This window comes from Roseateles sp. P1_C6 (assembly GCF_056406315.1).
Map to the genome: position 1 here is coordinate 189,977 of NZ_JBFUAK010000013.1, position 22,081 is coordinate 212,057.

The window sequence follows — 22,081 nt, forward strand, 5'->3', positions numbered from 1 at the left end:
GATGAAGTCAGGCGGCGCGACGCATCAGCGCTAGCATGCGCTCACCTGATCCCAACTCGACTTGCTCGATAAGCTCGAATCCAGCGGCAGCAAATGCCGCCTTTTGACGGTCGATCCCGAACTCCAACGGGTCGCGCAGGCGCTGCTCGCACAACGAGCGCAGTTGGACATCGTCGCTTGAGATCAACTCGATGATCAGCGCGCGGCGCGTGCAACGCGCTGCAAACGCGGCGATCTCTTGCAGTGGGATCGACGCGCTGACCGCTAAGTGGTGGATGAGCGCGAGCATCATCGTCAAATCTACAGACTGCACCAGACGGTCAGCCAGACCCGGGTGCTCGCGCCCTGCCCAGCCTCGACCGCCGCTGAGGTCGTCCAGATGGGCCACGACCGGATGCAGGGCTGGGTCAGCGCTCGCCCAGACGCGTTCCATGGCGCCGTGATCCGCATCGACAGCGATCACCTGCGCGCCCGCAGCTGAGGCAAGTCGACTGAACTCACCGGCGTTGCAACCCAAGTCCAGCGCCCATGCCGGCTTGAGCCGCGCGAGCCACTGTGCCACCTGCTGGCGCTTTACCTCTAGCGTGTTGGCCTCGTAGTGCGCGCGTGCCTCGGCGTAGTCCTGCCAGTAGGTCGCATGGCGCGCCTGGTCGGGGCGTGGACTGACGCCGTCGAGCATCCAGGAGAGTCCACCCAGCAAGGAACTGCGGAAGGATTTGATCGCGTCGCTGTCGTCGTCACGCGGGCAAGACCCCGCCGCTGCGTTGTGCGCGTCGCGTGTCGGGCCGCTCGCCATCAACGGCCAATACCTGCCGAAAAACCGCGTGGGGCCCAACATCTCCCGAGCCACGTGCTCCGGCACGCCGTCCCGCCACATCGCAAATGCCTGGTGAGCCTGCAGTCCGCGACGGCGCGAAAGCAGCAAAGGCAGGATGAAATGCCGCGCAAACTGTCCCGCGGCCCACCACTTCTTGTCCCGCAAGGGCTGAAGCGACATCAGGTCGCAAAACACAGGTCGCGTTCCGTCGAAGATGACATTCCACGCCGACGCATCCTTGAGATCGAATCCCGCAGCCACCGCTTCCTCTTGCAGACGCAGGGTGAAACGGGCCGCAGCATGCAGCTGGCTGTCACTCCATTCAAAGGGATGCGTGACGAACTTCAGTCGTCGCGCGGCCAGCGTCGTCGGCGACAGGATCTCAAACTGCACGAGGTCCCCGCGCTCCACCCACAGGCGCGCGAGGCCTGAATGTAGGAAATGGTCTGGTGCCAACGGTGCATTCAGGTGACGCAGCACCCTGTCCGCCTCGAAGGTCAGCGACGCCTGGGGATCTCTCATTTGCGCCGGATCTTCGCGATCAGGCGCTTGAGCGCGGCCACGGGATTACGCACTGCGACGACCACCGCCCCTACAAGGGCAATCAGCCCTTGCAGCAGCATCAAGCCACTGCCAGGATCGACATACGCGAAGGCGGTCCCCGGCAAGGTGATCAGACCCAGCGTCAGAACGACTTTGCTTCTCTGGTTCATTTTCATCCTCGGCGATCGATTTCGCCTCTCGTATTCCTGGGTTGGGATCAACGCGGCAGATATTCAGGCACGAACTGCTGCAACTTCTGGCGAAGCGCTCTTTCCACCACGTCAGCCTCAGGTGGAGCGAGCCAGCCGACGATGGCATTCAACCATGCCTCTCCTGCCACTTCCTTCAACTGCGCGATCCTCAGCCGATCATGCGATGACGCCAGAGTCAGGTCCTCGTCAGCAAGCAATTCCTCATAGAGCTTCTCGCCCGGTCGCAAACCTATGAACTCGATTTTCACACCACTGTCGCGATGCCCACTCAGCAACAGGATGTTTCGCGCAAGATCCAGGATCTTCACCGGCTGGCCCATGTCGAGCACATACACCTGCCCGCTTTCCGCGATGACCGCCGCCTGCAGCACCAACTGCGCCGCCTCCGGGATCGTCATGAAGTAGCGCGTGATGTCCGGATGGGTGACCGTCAGCGGGCCGCCTTTGGCCAGTTGCTCTTTGAACTTCGGGATCACGCTACCGCTCGAGCCGAGCACATTGCCGAAGCGCACGGCCATCAGCTTTGTGCGACCGCCGCGGGTGGCAAGACTTGACAGCACCATTTCTGCAGCCCGCTTGCTGGCGCCCATCACATTGGTCGGATTGACGGCCTTGTCCGTTGAGATCAGTACGAAACGCTCCACCCCGGCCTCGATCGCCGCCAGCGCGGCCCGATAGGTGCCGAGCGTGTTGTTGCGCAGCGCTGCCCAGGCGTTCTCTTCCTCCATCAGTGGCACATGCTTGTACGCCGCCGCATGGAAGACTATCAGGGGCTTGTACTTGGCAAAGACGTGACGCAGCTGTTCCAAATCCTTTACATCCCCAATCAGTTTCACCAGCGGAATGTGCGGGAACCGTTCACTCAAGTCCTGCTCGATCGAGTACAGCGCGAATTCGCTCAGTTCGTACAGCACGATCTTCGATGGGCCGTATCGCGCCACCTGGCGACACAGCTCCGACCCTATCGATCCGCCAGCACCCGTGATCAGGACGACCTTGCCGTTCAGGCATTCGCTGATCCCCCCCTCGTCCAGGTTCACGGCTTCACGGCCAAGCAGGTCCTCGGGTTCGATGTCACGCACCTGGTCGACATGCAGGCCTGCGAGAAGTTCCTGACTGCTGGGTATGGTCAGCACAGGCAGACCCGTATGGCCGGCCAGATCCAGCGCGCGGCGACGCTGGGCGGGTGTGGCCGCGGGCATGGCGAAGATCAGGTGCGTGATGCCGTGGAGTTGCGCAAAGCGCGGCGCTTCCTCTAGGGTGCCCAGCACGGGTATGCCTGCAGCCCTGGCGCCGCGCTTCTCGGGTGCATCGTCCAGGAACCCCACAACCACCCAACCCTGGCTGTGCTGGATTCCAGCCACGAGCAGTCTCCCGGCATCGCCAGCGCCCATCACCAACGCACGACGCTGCTCATGGGCGCTGCCGCTGATGCGGCTGCGCATGTGCTCATACAACATGCGGTAAGCCATTCGCATCATCGCCAGCAGCATCAGGGAGAAGATGGGGTGCAATGCCAGTACGGCGCGCGGTACGGCCTCCAGACGGGACATCAGGATGACGGTCGCGCCCACCAGGCCCGCCACCAGGCACGCCGCAGCAAGGCGCTTGATCTCGCCGAAGCCAGAAAAGCGCCACATGCCCTTGGGCACATGCAGCAGCCGGAAAGACATGGCGTAGAGGATGACCAGGCCGAGAAGCACCCAGCAGTCATAGGCGGGTCGCGCGGAGAACCAGCGTTCGAAGCCCAGGCGGAACAGGTAGGTGGCCTGCCAGGCAAACGCGACGACAAGTGCATCCAGCATCAGCGCCAGCGCCTCCCGGTGCGGGCGCAGGCGGGTGAGGAGCGTGTCGAGAAATAGCCAGTTCATGGGCGAGATTGTCAGCCGCGCAGTACACGCGCCAGCGTCTTGAGAAGCACCTGGAGGTCTGCCGCAAGGCCCGCATGGCTGGCGTAGTCCACTGCCAGCCTCAGCTTGGCCGGCAGGATAACGTCGCGATACTCGCGCTCAGGATCGGCCGCCGCAGCGAGCAGGGTCGCCTCATGACTGAAAGCTAGCGAAGCCGGGTCCGTGAGACCGGGACGCACCGCCAAGACCCGCTCACGCAAGTCTTCCGGGTACAGCGCGACATACAGCGGCAGCTCGGGCCGCGGCCCGACCAAGCTCATCGCGCCGCGCAACACATCCCAAAGCTGGGGCAGTTCATCGAGCTTGCTGGTACGCAGCAGGACTCCCGAACGCGTGATGCGTGGATCGACACCAACCGTGATCGCCGGCCCGGGCTCGACTCGCATTGTGCGGAACTTGTGGATCGTGAACGGCACGCCAAAGCGGCCGACGCGAGTCTGGCGGAACAGTGCCGGACCGGGCGAATCGAACTTGATCCAGATGGCGATCAGCAGCAGCAGAGGCGACAGCAGCAGCAGTCCCAGCGCTGAGCAGGTCACATCGAAGATTCGCTTGCTCAAGCCAGCAGCCCACGCACCGCAGCGACGACACGCTCCACATCGGCATCACTCATCGCCGTGTACAGCGGCAGGCTGACCGTGCGCTCGAAGGCCTTCTGCGACTGCGGGAACTGCTCCGGCGTCAGTTCGTAGCGATCGCGCCAGTAGGGATGCAGATGCAGCGGCACGTAATGCACGCTGCAGCCGATGCCCGCGGCATACATGCCTTCGATGAAGGCGTCACGCGTGATGGGCGCGTCGTCGGCCAGGCGCACCACGTACAGATGCCACGAATGCGTATCGCCCTCGGGCGCCTCAGGCGGCAGGATCAGCGGCAAGTCGGCGAAAGCCTCCTGGAAGCGCCTCGCAATCTGCTCCCGCCGCGTCTGGAACGCGGGCAGGCGCTTGAGCTGATGCAATCCCAGGGCCGCCGCAATGTCCGTCAGGTTGTACTTGAACCCTGGCGCGACGATCTCGTAGTACCAGCTGGGCACCTTGGCCGTGAAGCGATCGAAGGCGTCGCGGCTCATGCCGTGCAGGCGCATGATGCGCGCACGCTTGGCGAGCTCGGCGTTGCGGGTGACCAGCATGCCGCCTTCGCCCGTCGTCATGGTCTTGTTGGCGTAGAAGCTGAAGACCGTCGCGTCGCTGCCCAGTGTGCCGATCAGCTCCTTCTCCAGCGTCGTCGGCAGCGCGTGCGCGGCATCCTCGATGACGCGCAGGCCATGGCGGCGGGCGATGTCGAGGATGGCCAGCATGTCGCAGGCGAGGCCCGCATAGTGCACGGGCAGGATGGCCTTGGTCCTGGGCGTGATCGCGGCTTCGATGGCGGCGATGTCGATGTTCAGCGTCGCCGGGTCGATGTCGACCAGCTTCACGTCGGCGCCCAGGTAGCGCACGACCTCGGCGGTGGCCGTGAAGGTGTGGGTGGTCGTGATGACCTCATCGCCGGGGCCCAGGCCGATGGCTTCAAGCGCGAGATGCAGGCCGGCCGTGGCCGAGTTGACGGCGATGCATTCGATCTGCGGGTCACCGAGAAAGTCGGCGAAGGCCTGCTCAAAGCGCTTGGCCTTGGGGCCGGTCGTGATCCAGCCGGATTTCAGCGTGTCGACGACTTCGGCGATCTCGTCGTCGCCGATGTCAGGCAAGGCAAAAGGGAGGAAGGGCTGGGCAGTCATTGGGGGGATTTTCGCGGATCACGCACTACAGGGGCTTCTCGATCAGAACCAGCCGATGGGTGCGCAGCCAGGGAATGAGATTGAACAGCGCGTAAGCGCCTGGCAGCGCGCGGGCCAAAGGGGGTGCGAGCGTGACGCGGCGTGCGGTGAAGCCGCCGTTCGGGAAGAGCTGTCGCACGCGTGCCAGCGGCACGCCGCGCACGTCGGGGTTGCGCGGGTTGTTGACGGTGAAGTCGTACCAGACGACGGCGCCGCCCGGCTTCAACCATGCCCACATCGCGTCGGCCACGCGCTGCTGCAACGCATCGTCGAGGATGGACGAGAAGACGGTGGACTGCAGCACCAAGTCCTGGCTCGCCGGTGGCACGGCGGCGACGGACGCGTCGCCGGCCAGCAGGTGAACACTCTCTGGCAGGGCGGCGCGCGCGGCGGTCAGGCGTTCTGGCAGCAGTTCGATGCCGGTGAGGTGCGTGGGCACCAGCCCCAGTCGCAGCAGGTCCAGCAGGTTGCCGCCGGCGCCGCACCCCACCTCGGTGGCACGCCAGTCGGCTGGTTCGCCGGCGCGCTTGGCCAGCAGCTTGAGCAAGGCACGCTGGCGCTCCTGCCACATCTGCCAGACCTCGGGACGCAGCAGGCTGTAGCGGTCGCCGCCATCACCACGAGCCTGGCGGCGGGCGTAGCGTTGGGCGATCTGCTCGAGTTCGCTCACGACAAGGCCTCGATGAAACGCGCCGCCAGCACCGGGTAGGCGTGATGCGCCATCGCGAACGCACGACCCCGCTGGCCCATCGCGGCGCGCTCTTCGGGCGACAGAGCCGCCAGCTTCAGCAACCCGTCAGCGACGGCCTGCGGGGCCTCCGGCGCGACGGTCAACCCAGCGCCGGCCTCAGCGACCGGGTCGTTGCCAGCCTCGACGGAATGCAGCACGGCGCGCCCGGCCATCAGGTAGTCGATGAGCTTGTTGGGCGCAATGCCGAAGCGGTAGATGGGCGTGCGCTGCCAGCCGATGTAGGCGATGTCGAAGCGGGCCAGCAACGTCGGGATCTGGGCCTTGGGGATGGGCGGAAAGAAGCGCAGATTCGTCAGCCCCTCGGCCGCGGCACGCTCGGCCAGGCGGGCGGCCTCGTGGCCGCCGCCGACGAGCACGAAGCTCAGCGGTGCATCCTTCAGCCGCGCGGCGGCGTCGAGCAGCACGTCCAGCGCGTTGGGCAGGCCCATGGAGCCGGCATAGCCAACGACCACGCGGCCGGCAGCATGTTCGGCGTCCAGATGTGAGGCCAGTGCTGCGCCCAGCGGGGCCGACTGGCCCTGCCATTCCTCGGGCGCAAAGCCATTGGGCACGATGTGCAGCTTCTTCAGGTCCAGGCCCCGTGACGCCATGTGCTCGTGCACGCAGGGCAGCATGGAGACGACGGCATCGGCGTCGCGGTAGGCCTCCGCCTCGGCCTTGCCGCATAGCATGGCGAAGGGGTGGCGCGGCGACATGCCGGACAGCTCGATCAGCGACAGCGGCCAGAGGTCGTGCACCTCGTAGACCAGCTTGGCCCGCGACGGGCCGGCAGCGCCCGGCGCACGCTCGGGCTTCGCCAGCCGCGCGAGCTTCCTCGCGACCCAGATGTCCATCGGGTAGGTGCTGGACGCGATGACGGCATCGGGCCGGAATTCGCGCGTCAGCCGCCAGGCATCGGCGCGCAGCTGGCGCAGGAAGGACAGGATGTTGCGCAGACGGCCCACGCCGTTGCCGGCGTAGTGCGGCGTAGGCAGCCAGCGGTAGTGGATGCCGTCGATGACTTCTTCGCGCGGCTCGCTGCCGACCTCGGGCTGCACAGCGCGCACATGCGAGTACGACGCCGCGACGATGGTGACCTCGTGCCCTGCCCTGACCCATTCGCGGGCCAGGTAGTAGGGGCGGAACTCCATGCCGTGGGCGGGGGAGCCGGCGTAGTGGTTGACGAGCAGCAACCTCATGTCGACAGCTCCCGCAGGCGGGTCAGGAAGCGCTGCACGTGTGGCTCGAACAGGCCGTTGGCGGCGACCCAGTCGCGGTTGATCGCAGCGAGTCGCGTCGTGTCCAGCGCCACCATGCGGGCCGGCAGGTCGTCCAGCGAGCCGACGATCAGCCCGCGCGCCGAGTCGCCGATGACTTCGCGGTTGGCCGGCAACTCGGACAGCAGCGGCACGCAGCCATGCGCCATGGCCTCCAGCACCGAGACCGACACCGAGTCGCTCTCGGGCAGGCTCAGGAACCAGGTCGAGCGCGCGTAGTGGCTGGCCTGCGCCGCGGCGTCCAGGCGGCCGACGAAGCTGACCTTGTCGGCCAGGCCTCGCGCGGCCACGTCTGCCTCAAGCGCGGCACGCAGCGAGCCGTCGTTCGCGACAACCAGCCTCGCCTCGGGCTGCGCCGCCGCGATGCGCGCGAACGCCTCGATGACGCGCTGCGGCCGGTAGATGGGCTCCAGCCCGCGGTTGGCAAAGCACAGCCAAGGCTGCTTCTTCGCGTTCTGCTTGGGCATAGCCTCCAGGCCGAACGGGAACACCATGACCTCGCGCGCGCCCAGCTCGCGCATGCGATCGGCCATGAAGTGGGAGTCCGAGGTCGTCACGGCGCAACTGCGCAGCACCTTCTTGGTCATCCAGCGGTAGGCGCCGCCCTGGTTGGGCGTCACGAGGATGTCGCTGCCCCAGGCCGAGCCGGCGATCTGCGCCCGCAGCCGCCAGCCCAGCTTGGCCGCCCAGGCCAGCGTGCCGTGCGAGGTCAGGTAGTGCGCATGGATCCAGTCGGGGTCGGTGCCGGCCAGCCAGGCGCCGACACGGGGCAGCATCTTGACGATGGCGAGATTGCCGCCCGCGTGATCGGGCGAGGTGTTCAGCGCCAGGCGTTCGGCGTCCGGCAGCAGCAGCTCCCAGCCGGGCGCAAAGCCGCGCGACGAGATGGCCGCCAGGCGTACCCGCGGCGCCAGCATGCGCGCCCACTTCAGCAGGTGCGGGCTTTCGCCATCGCCGATCAACACCAGTTTCAACTCAAGTCTCCGTGCGAGAAGGCGGCACCGCGCCGCGGTACAGCCAGGCCAGGTAGGCCGCAAAGTACAAGGGCATCACGACCGACACGGCGCCCAACGCTTCGGTCACCGGCCGGCCGGCGTGCAGCATCCCCGCCAGCGCCAGCACGTACAGCGCATTGCCCACCAGACTGAATGCCAGCGCGCCGGTCTGGCGCTGCGTGACCATGGGCGCCACGGTCAGCGGCGCGCAGACGAAGTGTGCCGCGACATAGGGCGCGAACCAGCGTGCGTAGTCACCCGCCGTCGTCCAGTCGCTGCCCAGCGCCCAGCCGAACAGCGTTGGCCCCACCAGCGCCAGCACCGCCGCGCCCACCACGGCCGGCAGCAGCAGCCCGCGCATCGCGCGCGCCAGCGTCGGGCGCAGGCTGCGGCCTTCGCGCCAGTCCTGGGCCAATGTGGACAGCAGCGCCTCGGACAAGGCCCCGCCCACCAGCGTGGCCGGCGCCTTCACGAGCCGCACCATCACCGCATACCAGCCCGCCGCCGCCACGCCCGCCGAGGCGGCGATCAGCGACAGCGCCAGCGCCTCCTGCAGGCTGTTGACGAAGGCATGCGGGCTGTTGACCAGCGGGAACTGGCGGTGCCGCCAGGCCACGGCGCGCAGGCGCCGCCAGCGCCGCCGCGCCGCCACGGCCGTGCGGGCCATACGCAGCCGCGCCGGCTGCCCGCGCCACAGCAGCCAGGCCGGCGCCACCAGCAGCGACAGCAACTGCGCCGCCACCAACGCGGCGGCCGTCAACCAGCCCGCGCCCCAGGCCGCCAGTTGCGCCAGGGCCAGCACCACCTGCTGGCCGACGCGCGCCTGGGCGATCGCGCCGAAGCGGCCGTGGCGGTTGTTCCACAGCATCAGCGCCTGCTGCAGGCCCGTCAGCGCCACCACCACCGCCAGGGCCAGCGCGGCCTCGCGCAACCAGGCTGCGTGTGACCAGCGCCCGCCCAGCGCGCCCGCGGGCAAGGCACCCAGACCCCAGGCCAGCAGCGCCGTGGCCGCACCGATCAACAGGCTCAGGCCCAGCGCCAGCACCAGCAGCAGCCCGGCGTCGACACGGCGGCGCGGCAGCGGGATGGCGTACTCGTAGCGCGCATTGGCGACGGTCGCGAAGCTGGCCGCCACGGCGGCAAACCAGGCCCACTGGCCCAGCGCCTCGGCGCCGAAGGCGCGCGTCAGCAGCGGCGCCATCGCCATCGGCAAGGCCTGGCTGATGGCGGAGGCGGCGGCCAGTTGTGCGAAGCGGCGCCGCAGGCTCATGGCCGGGGCTCCGGGCCGGCCAGATGCCGCTGCAGCGCAAGCATCTGCCCCTGGCTGAGACGGGCATGCAAGCCCAGCGGCAGGTTGACGATGCAGGCCGCCGTGGCCTCGCCGACCGGGCAGTCACCATCGCGGTAGCCCGGGCGGCGGCTGCCGCGCGGATGCACGACGTCGTCGAACCAGCAGCCCAGCTCGACGCCCTCACGGGCCAGCGCCACGGTTAGCGCGTCACGGTCGCTGCCCGGCGGCAGAAGCAGCGGGTAGCGCAGCAGCACGTCGCCCGTGGCGCGCTCGGGGCGCTGCGCCGCTGGCAAGGCGGCCAGCAGGTTGTCGTAAGCCGTCGCCTGGTCGCGCCGCACGGCCCAGACCTCGGCCGCACGCCGCGCCTGGCGGGCGCCCAGTGCAGCTGACCAGGGGTGCAGGCCCAGCCGGTAATCGGGCTGCGCCATCCCTTGCAGTTCGGCGTCGGGGGTGTCGGCCACAACGCCCAGCCGCCGCGACGGGCCGCGCAGCAGCGACTTGACGGCCTGCAGCAGCGGCGCGGGCAGCGTCTGCACCAGCCGGTGCCAGGCCAGCGTCAGTGCCTGGCGCAGCACGGCTCCCGTCGCCGGGCGATGCTGCGCCGGCGGCTGCCAGGCAGCGGCGTCATTCACGACCAGCGCGCCGCCCAGGCCGGTCGACAGCGGCTTGGAGTACTCGAAGCTGAAGAAGGCGGCCTGGCCCAGCGTGCCCGCGATGCGGCCATCGGCGGTGCGGCTGCCCCAGGCATGCGCGGCGTCCTCGACGAAGACGACGCCGGGGAACCGCTCGCGCAGGCCCGCAATCCCTTCCAGACACAGCCCGAAGTTGTGCGGCAGCAGCACCAGGCCGGTCTGCGGGCCGATGGCGGCGGCGATGGCCGCGGCGCCGGGGTTGAAGGCACCGGATTCGATGTCCACGTAGCGCAGCTTCAGCCCGAGGTTGTCGAAGACCTGGGGCACGACGACGCAGGTGTAGCCGGGCAGCAGCACCTCGGACCCGGCGGGCAGCCCAAGGCTGGTGACATAGGCATGCAGCGCGGCGCGTCCGCTGCCGAACAGGTGCACCCGCGCCGCGTCGACACCCAGCGTGGCCGCAAACGTGGCGCGGAAGTCATTCAGGCACCGCTCGCCGCGCACCAACCAGCGCAGCGTTGCCGCAGGGAAGTCGAGCCAGCGCAGCGCTGTCGCCGCGTGCGACTTCATGTCGCCGCGGCCTCGGGGCGCAGCGGCCGCAACGCCCGCGCCGGGCAGCCGCCATAGACCCAGCCGGACGCCAGGCGACCGCTGACGACTGCGTGCGCGGCGACGACGACGCCGTCCTCGATGACGGCGCCCGGTAGCACCGTCACACGCGCGCCGATGAAGACGTTGGCGCCGATGCGCACCGGCGCGCGGCGGTATTGCTGTCGGAACAGGCCGTCGGGGCCGGCGTCGTTGGATTCGCAGAACAGCATCAGACCGGGGCCGATGGCCACGTCGTCGCCGATGTCCAGCGTCTGCTCGCCGACCAGCACGTAGGCGCCGGGCGCGAGATGGCTATCGCGGCCGATGCGAAAGCTGCCGGTACCGGTCGCGAGGATCTGCACATCGCGGTAGAGCACGCTGCGCTCGCCCAGCGCCGAGGGCGCGCCAAAGCGCAGACGCACGCCGCCATGCACCGCGGCGCCCGCGCCCACGGCCAGGCCACGCAGCCGCCAGACCCACGCGCGCAGGCGGGCCACGGCGGCCTCCAGACGATAAGGCCAGAGCGCCATGTCAGCGCGGCCCCAGGGGCAGGAAATCGCGGAGCGAACGGGCAGGAAGCGGGGCGTTTCGCGGCATGTGGAGGGTGGGCGGCGGGGCCTGCGAAGCCACGGGAGCGTGGTGTGCGGAGCCCGGCGAGGTGGCGGATTCTAAAATCGCGGATTCACCAAGGCCTGCAATGACCCAAACGACACCGCCCACCCCCGCCGCTGAAGAGAACCAACTGATCGCCGAGCGCCGCGAAAAACTGGCTGCGCTGCGGGCCGCCAGCGCGGTGCCGTTCCCCAACGACTTCAAGCCGCAACACCGTGCGCTGCCGCTGCAAGCCCTGTACGGCGAGCTGGACAACGAGGCGCTGGAGCCGCAGGCCGTCAAGGTCAGCGTGGCCGGCCGCATGATGCTCAAGCGCGTGATGGGCAAGGCGAGCTTCTGCACGCTGCAGGACGCCACCGGCCGCATCCAGCTGCGCGTGACCATCGACAACGTCGGCGCGGACGTCTACGACGCCTTCAAGCACTGGGACCTGGGCGACATCATCGGCGGCGAGGGCACGCTGATGAAGACCAAGACCGGCGAGTTGACCATCACGGTCACTACGCTGCGCCTGCTCACCAAGAGCCTGCGCCCGCTGCCGGACAAGTTCCACGGCATGAGCGACCAGGAGCAGAAGTACCGCCAGCGCTATGTGGACCTGATCACCGACGAGGACGCCCGCAAGCGCTTCGTCGCGCGCAGCCAGGGCGTGTCGGCCATCCGCCAGTTCATGGTGGAGCACGGCTTCCTGGAGGTGGAGACGCCCATGCTCCACCCCATCCCCGGCGGCGCCAACGCCAAGCCGTTCACGACGCACCACAACGCGCTGGACCAGCAGATGTTCCTGCGCATCGCGCCCGAGCTGTACCTGAAGCGCCTGGTCGTGGGCGGCTTCGAGCGCGTGTTCGAGATCAACCGCAACTTCCGCAACGAGGGCATCTCGGTCCGCCACAACCCCGAGTTCACGATGATGGAGTTCTACGCGGCCTACTGGACGCATCACGACATCATGGACTTCACGGAAGCCGTGCTGCGCCACGCGGCCATCGCCGCCACCGGCAGCGCCGCGCTGACCTACGCCGGCAAGCCGGTGGCGCTGGACAAGCCCTTCGCCCGCGTGTCGGTGCGTGACTCGCTGATCCAGTTCGCCGGCCTGACAGGCGAGGAAGCCGATTCGCCCGACGTGCTGCGCGCCAGGATCAAGGCCGCCGGTGAAGAAGCCCCGGCGCGCTGGAGCCTGGCCGAGCTGCAATTCGGCCTGTTCGAGGCCGTCGTCGAAGAGAAGCTGTGGGAGCCCACCTTCATCATCGACTACCCCGTCGAGGTCTCGCCGCTGGCGCGCGCGTCGGACGCCGACCCCAAGATCACCGAGCGCTTCGAGCTCTTCATCACCGGCCGCGAATACGCCAACGGCTTCTCCGAGCTGAACGACGCCGAGGACCAGGCTGCGCGCTTCCACGCCCAGGTGGCCAACAAGGACGCCGGCGACGAGGAAGCGATGTTCTTCGACGCCGACTTCATCCGGTCGCTGGAGTACGGCATGCCCCCCACCGGGGGCTGCGGCATCGGCATCGACCGGCTGATGATGCTGATCACCGACTCGCCGTCCATCCGCGACGTGATCCTGTTCCCGGCGCTGCGCCGGGAAGGCTGAAACTAGGCGATCGCTGCGGGCGCCTTGCCCGCGATGATCATCGCCAGCACCTCGTCCTCGGTCACCGCGGCCGTCTGAGTCACGCCGACCAGACGGCCGTTCTTCATGACGGCCAGGCGGTGCGACAGCGCGAACACGTCCGGCATGTCGTGTGTGACGAGCAGGATGCCCACGCCCTCGGCGCTCAGGCGCCTGATCAGGTCGTGGACCATCGCCGTCTCCGCCGGCCCCAGCGCCGCGCAGGGCTCGTCCATGATGAGCACGCGGGCCTTGAACTGCAGCGCGCGGGCGATGGCGACGACCTGGCGCTGCCCGCCCGACAAGGACACCACCGGGTCGGCGATGTTCTTGAAGTTCGGGTTGAGCCGCGCGAACAGCGGCACGGCCGCGGCGCGCATGGCCGCGTCGTCCAGCAGGCCGAAGCGCGTGCGCAGTTCGCGGCCGAGAAACAGGTTGGCGACCGAGTCGAGGTTGTCGGCCAGCGCCAGCTTCTGGTGGATGGTCTCGATGCCGGCGGCGCGCGAGTCGGCCGGGCTGGCGAACTTCACCGCGTCCCCGTTGAGCAGCAGCTCACCGCCATCGAAGGGCAGCGCGCCGGCGATCATCTGCATCAGCGTGGACTTGCCGGCACCGTTGTGGCCCAGCACGGCCAGCACCTCGCCGGGCGCCAAACTCAAGCTGATGCCATCGACCGCATGCACGCCGCCAAAGGACTTGCGCGCATCGCGCACTTCAAGAAGCGCCGTCATTTCTGCACCACCCGGTCGAACACCACGGCCGCGACCAGCACTTGGCCCAGCACCACCATGCGCCAGCCTATGCCCACGTCGGTCAGCAGCAGGCCGCTGTCTATGCTCTGGATGATCAAGGCCCCCAGCACCGTGCCGCCCACGCTGCCGCTGCCGCCGGCCAGGCTCACACCGCCGATGACGGCCGCGGCGATGACCGTCAGCTCCATGCCCGTGCCCATCGAGTTCGTGCCCGCATTCAGGCGCGCCATCGCGACCACCGCAGCCAGCGCCACCAGGGCGGCCAGCAGCAGGTTCAGCTGGATCATCACGCGCTTCACCGGAATGCCCGCGAGCCGCGCGGCGTCGGGGTTGCCGCCGATCGCGTAGACGTAGCGGCCAAAGCGCGTGTGCTTGGCAATGAAGCCCAGCAGCAGCACGACCGCCGCCCAGATCACCAGCGGCAGCGGCAGGCCCTGGCCGTGCTCCTGGCCTTCGATCTTGTAGGCGTTGAAGACGGCCACGCAGGCGAACACGGCCAGCGCCGCCAGTCCGCCCTTCAGCAGCTCATGCTTGAGGTTGCCGGGCACGCCCCCCGCCTGGGTCTGCGCGCGGCGCTGAACGAGCTGCCAGCCCCACAGCGCGGTGACGAGCACGAGGCCCAACAGCCAGCTGCCGCTTTCACCCAGCGACCCGTCGATGCCGCCGCCCAGCGCCAGCAGCCAGGGCTCGCTGACCGGCTGCGTCTTGCCGTCGGCGATCAGAAAGGCCACGCCGCGCAGCGAGACCAGGCCGCCCAGCGTGACGACGAAGGACGGAATGCCGATGACGGCCGACAGCCAGCCCTGGAACAGGCCGACGATCAGCGCCAGACCCAGGCCCGCGAACAGCGAGGCCGCGATCGACCAGCCCTGCGTGTACTGCAGCCAGGCCATCAGCACGCCCACGGCGCCGAGCAGCGAGCCCACGGCGAGGTCGATCTGGCGCGCAACGATGATCAGCGCCATGCCGCTGGCGACGATGCCCACGACCGCCGTCTGCTGGGCGATGTTGTAGAGGTTCTCAGCCGTCAGGAAGCTGCCGGTGAGCACGTGAAAGCCGATGGCAATGGCCACCAGCACGGCCGCCATGACGGCGAGCCGCTGGGTCTGGGCGCTCATCCGGGCTCCTACTTGCAGGCGGCGGGCGCCTTGGCCGCGTCCACGCCCTTGCAGACCACCGCCTTTGGCACCCAGCCGGCGCTGATGACGTCGCCCAGGTTGGCCTGCGTGATCGCCACCGGCGCGAGGAACTTGGCCTGCAGCGAGACCTTGCGCTCACCGCCCGCCCAGGCCGCGGCGCCCTCCACCTTCTGGCCGGCGGCCAGTTGCACGGCGGCCGATGCGGCCTCCTTGCCAAGGGCCCGCGAATCCTTCCAGACTGACACGGTCTGCGTGCCCAGCGCGATGCGGTTCAGCGCGGCATGGTCGGCGTCCTGACCACTGACCGGCACACCCTTCACGCCACGGCCCGCCAGCGCGGCGATGGCGCCACCGGCCGTGCCGTCGTTGCTGGCCACGACCGCGTCCACGCCGCCCTTCAGGCGGGTCAGGATCTGCTCCATGTTCTTCTGCGCCACCTCGGGCTTCCAGCCGTCGGTGTACTCCTCGGCGACGATCTTCACGTCGCCCTTCTTCACCGCGTCGGCCAGCGCATCCCGCTGGCCGGCGCGCAGGAAGTCGGCGTTCGGGTCGCTGGGCGAGCCCTTGATCATCACGTAGCGGCCCTGCGGCTTGGCGGCCAGCACGGCCTTGGCCTGCAGACGCCCCACCTCACGGTTGTCGAAGGTCAGGTAGAAGACCTCGGGCGCCTCGATGAGGCGGTCGTAGGCCAGCACCGGCACCTTGCGCGCCTTGGCCTTGTTCAGCGCCGGTTGAATCGCGTCCTTGTCCATCGCCAGGATGATGAGCACCTTGGCGCCCTTGGCGAGCAGGGACTCGACGTCGCCGATCTGCTTCTCCGGCGAGCCGCCGGCATCGGCGCTCACATAGCTGGCGCCCAAGCGGGCCAGTTCGGCCTTGATGGCGGCCTCGTCAGTCTTCCAGCGCTCCTCCTGGAAGTTGGACCAGCTCACCCCGACCACGGGGCCGGCGGCCAACGCTGTCATCGAGGTCATCAGCAGCGCTGTCGCTGCCCACATCTTCTGCATCCGCATCTCGTCTCCAACGCCCGTTCTGTCGTGGGCCGCGGATTCTAGGAACGCAGGCAACAAAAAAGCGACCCTCTCGGGTCGCCTTTCATCGGCTTGAAACCGCTTTGTTTCAGCGCCGGGTCTTAGCGGGCAGCCAGCGCGGAGGCGCGGCGAGCGATCGGGGCCGGGAAATCACCCAGTTCGCGGGCAGCGTTCTCGCCGTGGTCGGCGGCCAGCGCGGCGGTGGTTTCGGCACGCACTTCGGTCGGCTTGATCGTCAGCACAGCCTGGCGGGGCAGCTTGACGGTGGCGACGGCGGCAGCCTTCGTGGCGGCCGGGGCCGTCACTTCAATGCCTTTCTCGCCTTGGAGGGCAGACAGTTCACCGCTGTTGCGGGCGGCGACCAGGTCGGCGATGACGGCTTCGCGGGTGGTTTGGGCGGAAGCGGCGCCGGCAGCGACGAGGGCGACAGCGGCGAAGAGAGTAGACAGCTTGCTCATGATGATTCCTTCAAGGTCTGGCGGTTGCCCCGCCTGGTTCGCTTGGGCATCGCGACCGCGGTGTCCATGGGTTGAACTGTAGGCAGCGCCACTCAGTAGAAACACCAGGCAAAAAGCAATGCGCTATTTGCCAAACAAAAACAATACCTCTTCTCGGCGCGCAATTAGCTCATTGGATGAGCAGGTGGCTTCCGCGCGGCGCCCGACAAGGCAAGCAACTGCTCAGGCTTTTCCAACCCACAAAAGAAAAGCGGCCCCGAAGGGCCGCTCGTCAGGACCGCAGCCTCGCGGCTGCGTCGGCAGGTCAGCGGTTGCTGCTGGCCAGCGCCGAGTTGCGACGCGTGATGGGCGCAGGGAAGTCGCCCAGCTCACGGGCGGCGTTCTCGCCGTGATCGGCAGCCAGCGCGGCGCTGGTTTCGCTGCGCACTTCGGTGGGCTTGATCGTCAGCACGGCTTGACGGGGCAGCTTGGCCGTCGCGACCGCGCTGTTCTTGGCGGCAGCGGGGGCCACTTCGACGCCCTTTTCTCCCTGGATCGCGGCCAGTTCACCGCTGTTGCGCGCAGCCACCAGATCGGCGATGACTTGCTCGCGGGTCAGCGGAGTGACGGTTTGGGCGGATGCGGCACCAGCGGCGATCAGCAGGGTGGCGGCGATGACGGTAGACAGCTTGCTCATGACGGGCTCCTTCAGGTTCTGGCAGGAACGTCCTGCTTGGGTCATTCGGACTTCGCGACCGCGTTGTCCATGGCCTGAACTGTAGGCAGCCCATCTCAGTAGAAATACTAGGCTGGCGGGAACTGACTATTCATCCAACGCAAATAGTCATCCCTAGAACGTCATCGTTTTGCCACAAAAACCAGCAATCAACCGCCGCCCGGCACGGCGGCCGTCTTCTTAGCACCGAGCAGTCCGCAGCGGACGGTTCTCAGCCCTGGCTCAGCGGTGCTCGAAAGTCGGGGCCCGCTTGGCCAGGAAGGCCTCCATGCCCTCGCGCTGGTCATGGCTGCCGAACAGCGCATGGAAGTAGCGCCGCTCCACGGCCACGCCGTCGGTCAGCGGGCCCTGGAAGGCCAGATTGACCAGCTCCTTGATGAGCATGACCGACGGGCCGCTGAAGCCGTTGATGGTCTCGGCGGCGGCCAGCGCCTCCTCCAGCAGCTTTTCCGCCGGCACGACGCGCGACACCAGGCCGGCGCTCTCCGCTTCCGCCGCGCCCATCATGCGGGCGGTCAGCAGCATGTCCATCGCTTTGCTCTTGCCGACCGCGCGCGGCAGGCGCTGCGTGCCGCCGGCGCCGGGCACGATGCCCAGCTTGATCTCGGGCTGGCCGAACTTGGCCGAGTCGGCCGCGATGATGAAGTCGCACATCATCGCCAGCTCGCAGCCGCCACCCAGCGCAAAACCGCCCACGGCGGCGATGACGGGCTTGCGCACCTGCAGGATGGTTTCCCAGTTCTTGGAGATCAGGCCGCTCTTGAAGGCGCTGGCGAAGGTGTGGGGCAGCATGGTCGGAATGTCGGCCCCGGCCGCGAAGGCGCGCTCCGAGCCGGTCAGCACGATGCAGCCGATGGCATCCTCGGCGTCAAAGGCCAGCAGCGCCTGGCCCATCTCGTCCATCAGCTGGTCGTTCAGCGCGTTCAGCGCCTTCGGGCGGTTCAGCGTGATGAGGCCGGTCTTGCGCGGGCCGTCGCCGTGCACGGCGGTGATGATGCATTCGTAGGTGGTCATTGCGAAAGTCTCCTGGGGATGCCGGTGGATTCTGGCGCGGCTTCTTGCAGCGGCGCGCTCTTGAGCATGAGGTCGATGTAGGTGTCCGCATCCTGCCGGATGACGAGGCGCACCGGCAGGTATTGCAGCGTGGGTGCCAGCCACACCTCAGCCGTCAGGTCGCCGCCGCCTGGCGGGCGCACGGGCTTCAGATGCCAGCTGGCGACGGGGCCCATCGGCGTGTCCACGAGCTCCTCGCCAAGCACTTCGTACTGCCAGGCGTATTGCTTGCGCGGCAAAACCAGCGGGAAGGACACGACGCGGCCGGCCTGCAGCGGCTCGCGGCCGGTCATGAACAGCCAGGTCAGCTGCACGAACTGGCTGGCCGAGTCCTGGCCGCCGCGCGGCGCGGGCTCGCGCACGCCATTGGCGAGCTGCACCTCGGCCCCGAGAAAGAACACGCTGACGCGGTAACCCTCGCCGACGATGAACCGCGTCTCCTCGTCATAGCGCTGCGGCGCGATGCCCTCGGGCGTCAGCTGGCCCTGGCTGCTCATGCGCCGCGAGATCAGCGGCGCGAAGCTGGGGCCGACACCGACGTCCAGGTTGACCTGGTAGTCCTTGCCCTTGCGCAGCCATTCCACCTGAGCCTGGCCACTCACCGGGCCGCGGTAGTTGCCCGTCAGCACATAGCTCAGGCGTGTGGACAGCGGCCACTCAGGACCGGGCTCGCCGTCAAGCGGTGCCGATGCCGCCTGAGCTTCCGGCAGTGCGACCTCGACCGGAGCCGACGCGGCCTGCGCCACGGGCTCCGGTGCCGAGGCCTGCAGCTGGGGCTCAGGGGCGGATGCGGGCTCGTCGGGCGCTTGCGCCACCGCGGCAGGGGCTTTCGGCCGCGCCGGCGGCGGGGGCGGCGCGGCAGGGCGCACGGGCGGGGGCGCCTGCAGCTGCATCTCCTGCACCAGCGCCACCTGCATGCGCGCCGGCATGGGCGGCTGGCCCTCGCTGATCCAGCCTTCGTGGATGCGCTGCACCTCGTGGCCCAGCAACAGGTGCAGAGCCAGCACGGCCAGCACCAGCAGCCAGGGCGGCCGCGGCGTCTTCATGATGCGCTCAGGCGCCCAGCCAACGGCGGCGTGCGGCGTGCGCGTCGGCGGCCAGCGTCAGCGCGACCGCGGCGGGCCGCGACGGCGGCAGGTCGACGACCAGCTCGACGAGGCGCTGGTCGCGGCCCACCAGCAGGCGCAGCTGCGTGTCGCCCGCGGCCAGCAGGCCCAGAGCGTCATCCAGCCGACGCAGTCGCCAGCCATTGCAGCCGATGACGTCATCGCGCGCGTTGAGTCCCCCGGCTTGCGCCGTACCGCCGCTCAGCACATGCGTGATGGTGACGCCCGTCAGCGCGCTTTCGCGCACGCGCAGGCCCAGCCGTTGCGCGACGCTGGCGCGGCCGTCGTCGCGCCAGTTCACGCCGGCGGCCTCGAGCAGCTCGCGCAGCGGCAGCTCATCCGTGCCGTGCACCCATTGATGCAGCTGCCCGGCCACGGCTTCACCACCGAGCGACTTGACGGCCGCGAGGATGTCGGCCTCGCTGACCGGCCCGCCGGCGCTGGCCTGCCACAGCCGCGTCATCAGCGCGTCCAGGCTGGACTTGTGCGCGCGCAGGCTCAGGTCCAGGCACAGCGCCACCAGCGCGCCTTGCGCGTAGTAGTTGCTCGTCGTGTTGGGGCTGTTCTCGTCGGGCCGGTAGTACTTGGTCCAGGCCTCATAGCTGGCGCCGCTGAGCGGCTGCACGCGCCGGCCCGGGCTGGCGAGCACGCCGTTGACCGAGGCGGCCAGGAGCTTCAGATAGCGCGGCGTGTCGACCAGGCCGGCGCGCAGCAGCAGCAGCTCGTCGTAGTAGCTCGTGAAGCCCTCGAAGAACCACAGCAGCTCGGTGTAGTTCTCGCGCTGGTAGTCAAAGGTCGCGAACTCCGCCGGCCGCAGCCGCTTGACGTTCCAGGCGTGGAAGTATTCGTGGCTGAACAGGCCCAGCAGGCGCGCGTAGTTGTCGCTGGGCGCTTGCGCCTCCGCCGCCGTGGGCAGCTCGCGCCGTGCGCAGATCAGCGCCGTGCTGGCGCGGTGCTCCAGCCCGCCATGGCCGTCGTCCACGGCCCACAGCAGGAAGCTGTAGCGCTCGAACGGGGCTTCGCCCCAGAACGCGATCTGCGCTTCGCAGATGCGTTGCACATCAGCCAGCAGGCGTGCGCCATCAAAGCTAGGCCAGGCGCCCGCGACGACGATGCGGTGCGGCACGCCGGCCGCGACGAACTCGCCCTGCCAATGCGCGCCGATCTCGAAGGGATGGTCCAGCAGCTCATCGTAGCCACCGGCCTGGTAGCCGCCATCGGCCACCGCCATCTCCGTCGCCACGTGCCAGCCGTCGGGCACGTGCGCGAGTTCGATGTGATGCGCGTCGGCCTCGCGCCCATGCGCGCGCAGGCACAGGCTGCTGGCGTTGAAGAAGGCGCGCTGGCTGTCCAGCCAGGCGGTGCGCACCGATGCGTCGAAGGCATGGACGTCATAGCTCAGCACCAGCGCCGCGCGGCCGCTGCAGCGCACGCGCCAGCTGGCCTTGTCGAGTTGTTCGACGGCCAGCTCGCGGCTGCCCTGGTGGGCGCTCAGACCGCTCAGCTGCTTGGCGAATTCACGCACGAGATAGCTGCCCGGGATCCACACCGGCAGGCTGAAGTCCTGCTGCGCCGCGGGGGCCGGGAGCGTCAGCGTGACGCGGTAGCGGTGGGCCGCGAGGTCGGCCAGCTCGATGCGGTAGCGCGGGCCGGCCATCAACTGCCCGCGGCGGCGAGGAAACAGCTCAACGACGCCACCACCGTGAGGCGAAAGCGCAGGGTCAGCCAGTCCGCAGCGCCCAGCTGCGGGTAGACGCGGCGGTCCACCGCATAGCAGGCGATCAGCACGCCGCCGTGCAGGGCCAGGCCAGCGTAAGGCGACATCAGCACGCCGAGCCAGCCCAGCAGTGCGGCAAAGATGCCCCAGACCAGCGGCTGGCGACCGGGCAGGCCGCGCGCGAACGACAGGCCCCAGTGGATGCCGCCCAGGAAGGCAATGATGAGGCCGGCATAGGCCGACATCGCGAGGCTGACGAAGGCATGCTGGTCGAGGTCGCGGTCGCCGATCAGCCAGATCAGCAGGCAGCCCAGCACAAAGGGAATGAGGCCGGCGTAGCCCAGTCGATGCGCAAGCTCCCGGTACGCGGCGTTCATCGGGTCACGGCTTGCCCGGCGGCGGGCGCGGCCAGGGCCTGCAGGCGCTTCTCGAGTTCGACAGCGCCCACGGCACCCGGGATGCGGTTGCCGTCTTCCAGCAGGATGGCCGGCGTGCCGTTCACGCGGATCTTGCGCGACAGCGCGAGGTTGCGCTCGATGGCCGCGTCGTCGCAGGTGGCCGGCGCCTTGGGCGGCTGCTCGTTCTTGAGCATCCAAGCCAGCCAGGTGGCGCTGCCGTCCTTGGCGCACCAGATCGCGCGCGTCTTCTCCGGCGAATCGCCGCCGAGGATGGGGATCAGGAAGGTGTAGACGGTCACGTCCTTCAACTCCTGCAGCGACTTCTCGAAGCGCTTGCAGTAGCCACAATTCGGGTCGGCGAAGACGGCGATGCGGCGCTTGCCGGTGCCGTTCTTCCACGTCAGCGCGTCCTTGAACGGCAGCGCCGCGAAGTCCACGCGGTTGAGCTGGGTGACGCGTTCTTCGGTCAGGTTCTTCTTGGCCTTCAGGTCGATGAGCTCGCCCTCGATCAGATAGCTGCCGGTCGCGTCGGTGTAGCGGATCTCGTTGCCGATGCGGATCTCCCACAGGCCCGGCATGGGCGCTGGCCGCACCTCATCGATCTTGGGTGCATTGGGCATGCGCTCGGTGATGGCTTTGCGGATGGCGGCCTCGCTGGCGAAGGCGGGCAGGCTGGCTGCGGCAAGCAGGACGGCAAGCAGACGGAGACGATTCAGCACGATGGCAGCTTCGAA

General features: G+C 68.6%; 22 protein-coding genes. 1 reads left to right on the forward strand and 21 read right to left on the reverse strand.

Annotation, left to right across the window (positions count from 1 at the left end; genetic code table 11):
- Positions 1-7 precede the first annotated feature (7 nt).
- From AC1D29_RS26595 to AC1D29_RS26645, 11 genes are read right to left on the reverse strand one after another with little or no spacing between them, the layout of a single operon-like run.
- Positions 8-1,339: a class I SAM-dependent methyltransferase gene (locus tag AC1D29_RS26595; protein ID WP_477903219.1), complete on the reverse strand. Its 1,332-nt coding sequence runs from the start codon at positions 1,337-1,339 to the stop codon at positions 8-10.
- The gene (locus AC1D29_RS26600) at positions 1,336-1,536 is read right to left on the reverse strand and encodes a hypothetical protein (RefSeq protein ID WP_477903221.1); all 201 of its coding nucleotides are present in this window, start codon (positions 1,534-1,536) and stop codon (positions 1,336-1,338) included. The genes AC1D29_RS26595 and AC1D29_RS26600 overlap by 4 nt, the downstream gene beginning before the upstream one ends.
- Before the next feature lie 41 nt (positions 1,537-1,577).
- Positions 1,578-3,443, reverse strand: a complete 1,866-nt coding sequence (locus AC1D29_RS26605) for a polysaccharide biosynthesis protein (RefSeq protein ID WP_477903223.1) — start codon at positions 3,441-3,443, stop codon at positions 1,578-1,580.
- 11 nt (positions 3,444-3,454) lie between these two features.
- Positions 3,455-4,042, reverse strand: coding sequence for a sugar transferase (locus AC1D29_RS26610; protein ID WP_477903225.1), 588 nt, complete (start codon positions 4,040-4,042; stop codon positions 3,455-3,457).
- Positions 4,039-5,199 carry a DegT/DnrJ/EryC1/StrS family aminotransferase gene (locus AC1D29_RS26615; protein ID WP_477903227.1) on the reverse strand — a complete coding sequence of 387 codons (1,161 nt, stop codon included), beginning with the start codon at positions 5,197-5,199 and terminating at the stop codon, positions 4,039-4,041. The genes AC1D29_RS26610 and AC1D29_RS26615 overlap by 4 nt, the downstream gene beginning before the upstream one ends.
- A gap of 25 nt (positions 5,200-5,224) precedes the next feature.
- On the reverse strand, positions 5,225-5,908 hold the full coding sequence (locus tag AC1D29_RS26620) for a class I SAM-dependent methyltransferase (RefSeq protein WP_477903229.1): 684 nt from the start codon (positions 5,906-5,908) through the stop codon (positions 5,225-5,227).
- Positions 5,905-7,167: a glycosyltransferase family 4 protein gene (locus tag AC1D29_RS26625; protein WP_477903231.1), complete on the reverse strand. Its 1,263-nt coding sequence runs from the start codon at positions 7,165-7,167 to the stop codon at positions 5,905-5,907. The genes AC1D29_RS26620 and AC1D29_RS26625 overlap by 4 nt, the downstream gene beginning before the upstream one ends.
- A complete protein-coding gene (locus tag AC1D29_RS26630) occupies positions 7,164-8,210 on the reverse strand; it encodes a glycosyltransferase (RefSeq protein WP_477903279.1) in 1,047 nt (348 codons plus the stop codon). The genes AC1D29_RS26625 and AC1D29_RS26630 overlap by 4 nt, the downstream gene beginning before the upstream one ends.
- 10 nt (positions 8,211-8,220) lie before the next feature.
- Complete coding sequence (locus tag AC1D29_RS26635; RefSeq protein WP_477903233.1) at positions 8,221-9,510, reverse strand: lipopolysaccharide biosynthesis protein; 1,290 nt, start codon at positions 9,508-9,510, stop codon at positions 8,221-8,223.
- Complete coding sequence (locus tag AC1D29_RS26640; RefSeq protein WP_477903235.1) at positions 9,507-10,733, reverse strand: DegT/DnrJ/EryC1/StrS family aminotransferase; 1,227 nt, start codon at positions 10,731-10,733, stop codon at positions 9,507-9,509. Before AC1D29_RS26640 ends, AC1D29_RS26635 begins: the two co-directional genes overlap by 4 nt.
- A complete protein-coding gene (locus AC1D29_RS26645; RefSeq protein ID WP_477903237.1) occupies positions 10,730-11,284 on the reverse strand; it encodes an acyltransferase in 555 nt (184 codons plus the stop codon). The genes AC1D29_RS26640 and AC1D29_RS26645 overlap by 4 nt, the downstream gene beginning before the upstream one ends.
- 128 nt (positions 11,285-11,412) lie before the next feature.
- Here AC1D29_RS26645 and lysS point away from each other — a divergent pair, with 128 nt between their 5' ends.
- Entirely contained in the window at positions 11,413-12,960 is a 1,548-nt protein-coding gene (lysS, locus tag AC1D29_RS26650) for a lysine--tRNA ligase (RefSeq protein WP_477903239.1), read from the forward strand.
- Positions 12,961-12,962: 2 nt separating this feature from the next.
- On the opposite strand, the gene AC1D29_RS26655 is transcribed toward lysS, so the two are convergent.
- From AC1D29_RS26655 to AC1D29_RS26700, 10 genes are all read right to left on the reverse strand, one after another.
- The gene (locus AC1D29_RS26655) at positions 12,963-13,709 is read right to left on the reverse strand and encodes an ATP-binding cassette domain-containing protein (protein WP_477903241.1); all 747 of its coding nucleotides are present in this window, start codon (positions 13,707-13,709) and stop codon (positions 12,963-12,965) included.
- Positions 13,706-14,848, reverse strand: a complete 1,143-nt coding sequence (locus AC1D29_RS26660) for a sugar ABC transporter permease (RefSeq protein ID WP_477903243.1) — start codon at positions 14,846-14,848, stop codon at positions 13,706-13,708. Before AC1D29_RS26660 ends, AC1D29_RS26655 begins: the two co-directional genes overlap by 4 nt.
- 8 nt (positions 14,849-14,856) lie before the next feature.
- Complete coding sequence (locus AC1D29_RS26665) at positions 14,857-15,882, reverse strand: substrate-binding domain-containing protein (protein WP_477903245.1); 1,026 nt, start codon at positions 15,880-15,882, stop codon at positions 14,857-14,859.
- 119 nt (positions 15,883-16,001) lie between these two features.
- Entirely contained in the window at positions 16,002-16,358 is a 357-nt protein-coding gene (locus AC1D29_RS26670; protein ID WP_477903247.1) for a hypothetical protein, read from the reverse strand.
- Between the two features lie 304 nt (positions 16,359-16,662).
- Positions 16,663-17,034 carry a DUF4148 domain-containing protein gene (locus tag AC1D29_RS26675; RefSeq protein ID WP_477903249.1) on the reverse strand — a complete coding sequence of 124 codons (372 nt, stop codon included), beginning with the start codon at positions 17,032-17,034 and terminating at the stop codon, positions 16,663-16,665.
- A 261-nt stretch (positions 17,035-17,295) separates the two neighbouring features.
- Complete coding sequence (locus AC1D29_RS26680) at positions 17,296-18,087, reverse strand: enoyl-CoA hydratase (RefSeq protein ID WP_477903251.1); 792 nt, start codon at positions 18,085-18,087, stop codon at positions 17,296-17,298.
- Entirely contained in the window at positions 18,084-19,172 is a 1,089-nt protein-coding gene (locus tag AC1D29_RS26685; protein ID WP_477903253.1) for a DUF3108 domain-containing protein, read from the reverse strand. Before AC1D29_RS26685 ends, AC1D29_RS26680 begins: the two co-directional genes overlap by 4 nt.
- Positions 19,173-19,179: 7 nt before the next feature.
- Positions 19,180-20,889 (reverse strand): M61 family metallopeptidase, encoded by a 1,710-nt coding sequence (locus tag AC1D29_RS26690; RefSeq protein WP_477903255.1) that lies wholly within the window; start codon positions 20,887-20,889, stop codon positions 19,180-19,182.
- Entirely contained in the window at positions 20,889-21,326 is a 438-nt protein-coding gene (locus tag AC1D29_RS26695) for a DUF3429 domain-containing protein (protein ID WP_477903257.1), read from the reverse strand. Before AC1D29_RS26695 ends, AC1D29_RS26690 begins: the two co-directional genes overlap by 1 nt.
- Positions 21,323-22,066 (reverse strand): DsbC family protein, encoded by a 744-nt coding sequence (locus tag AC1D29_RS26700; RefSeq protein WP_477903259.1) that lies wholly within the window; start codon positions 22,064-22,066, stop codon positions 21,323-21,325. The genes AC1D29_RS26695 and AC1D29_RS26700 overlap by 4 nt, the downstream gene beginning before the upstream one ends.
- Between the last annotated feature and the right edge of the window lie 15 nt (positions 22,067-22,081).

Coding starts and splice junctions, on each gene's coding strand:
- AC1D29_RS26645 (WP_477903237.1), bottom strand. CDS start 11,284: ATGGCGCTCTGGCCTTATCGTCTGGAGGCCGCCGTGGCCCGCCTGCGC.
- AC1D29_RS26680 (WP_477903251.1), bottom strand. CDS start 18,087: ATGACCACCTACGAATGCATCATCACCGCCGTGCACGGCGACGGCCCG.
- AC1D29_RS26665 (WP_477903245.1), bottom strand. CDS start 15,882: ATGCGGATGCAGAAGATGTGGGCAGCGACAGCGCTGCTGATGACCTCG.
- AC1D29_RS26670 (WP_477903247.1), bottom strand. CDS start 16,358: ATGAGCAAGCTGTCTACTCTCTTCGCCGCTGTCGCCCTCGTCGCTGCC.
- AC1D29_RS26685 (WP_477903253.1), bottom strand. CDS start 19,172: ATGAAGACGCCGCGGCCGCCCTGGCTGCTGGTGCTGGCCGTGCTGGCT.
- AC1D29_RS26595 (WP_477903219.1), bottom strand. CDS start 1,339: ATGAGAGATCCCCAGGCGTCGCTGACCTTCGAGGCGGACAGGGTGCTG.
- AC1D29_RS26675 (WP_477903249.1), bottom strand. CDS start 17,034: ATGAGCAAGCTGTCTACCGTCATCGCCGCCACCCTGCTGATCGCCGCT.
- AC1D29_RS26655 (WP_477903241.1), bottom strand. CDS start 13,709: ATGACGGCGCTTCTTGAAGTGCGCGATGCGCGCAAGTCCTTTGGCGGC.
- AC1D29_RS26615 (WP_477903227.1), bottom strand. CDS start 5,199: ATGACTGCCCAGCCCTTCCTCCCTTTTGCCTTGCCTGACATCGGCGAC.
- AC1D29_RS26625 (WP_477903231.1), bottom strand. CDS start 7,167: ATGAGGTTGCTGCTCGTCAACCACTACGCCGGCTCCCCCGCCCACGGC.
- AC1D29_RS26690 (WP_477903255.1), bottom strand. CDS start 20,889: ATGGCCGGCCCGCGCTACCGCATCGAGCTGGCCGACCTCGCGGCCCAC.
- AC1D29_RS26660 (WP_477903243.1), bottom strand. CDS start 14,848: ATGAGCGCCCAGACCCAGCGGCTCGCCGTCATGGCGGCCGTGCTGGTG.
- AC1D29_RS26635 (WP_477903233.1), bottom strand. CDS start 9,510: ATGAGCCTGCGGCGCCGCTTCGCACAACTGGCCGCCGCCTCCGCCATC.
- AC1D29_RS26605 (WP_477903223.1), bottom strand. CDS start 3,443: ATGAACTGGCTATTTCTCGACACGCTCCTCACCCGCCTGCGCCCGCAC.
- AC1D29_RS26695 (WP_477903257.1), bottom strand. CDS start 21,326: ATGAACGCCGCGTACCGGGAGCTTGCGCATCGACTGGGCTACGCCGGC.
- AC1D29_RS26600 (WP_477903221.1), bottom strand. CDS start 1,536: ATGAAAATGAACCAGAGAAGCAAAGTCGTTCTGACGCTGGGTCTGATC.
- AC1D29_RS26640 (WP_477903235.1), bottom strand. CDS start 10,733: ATGAAGTCGCACGCGGCGACAGCGCTGCGCTGGCTCGACTTCCCTGCG.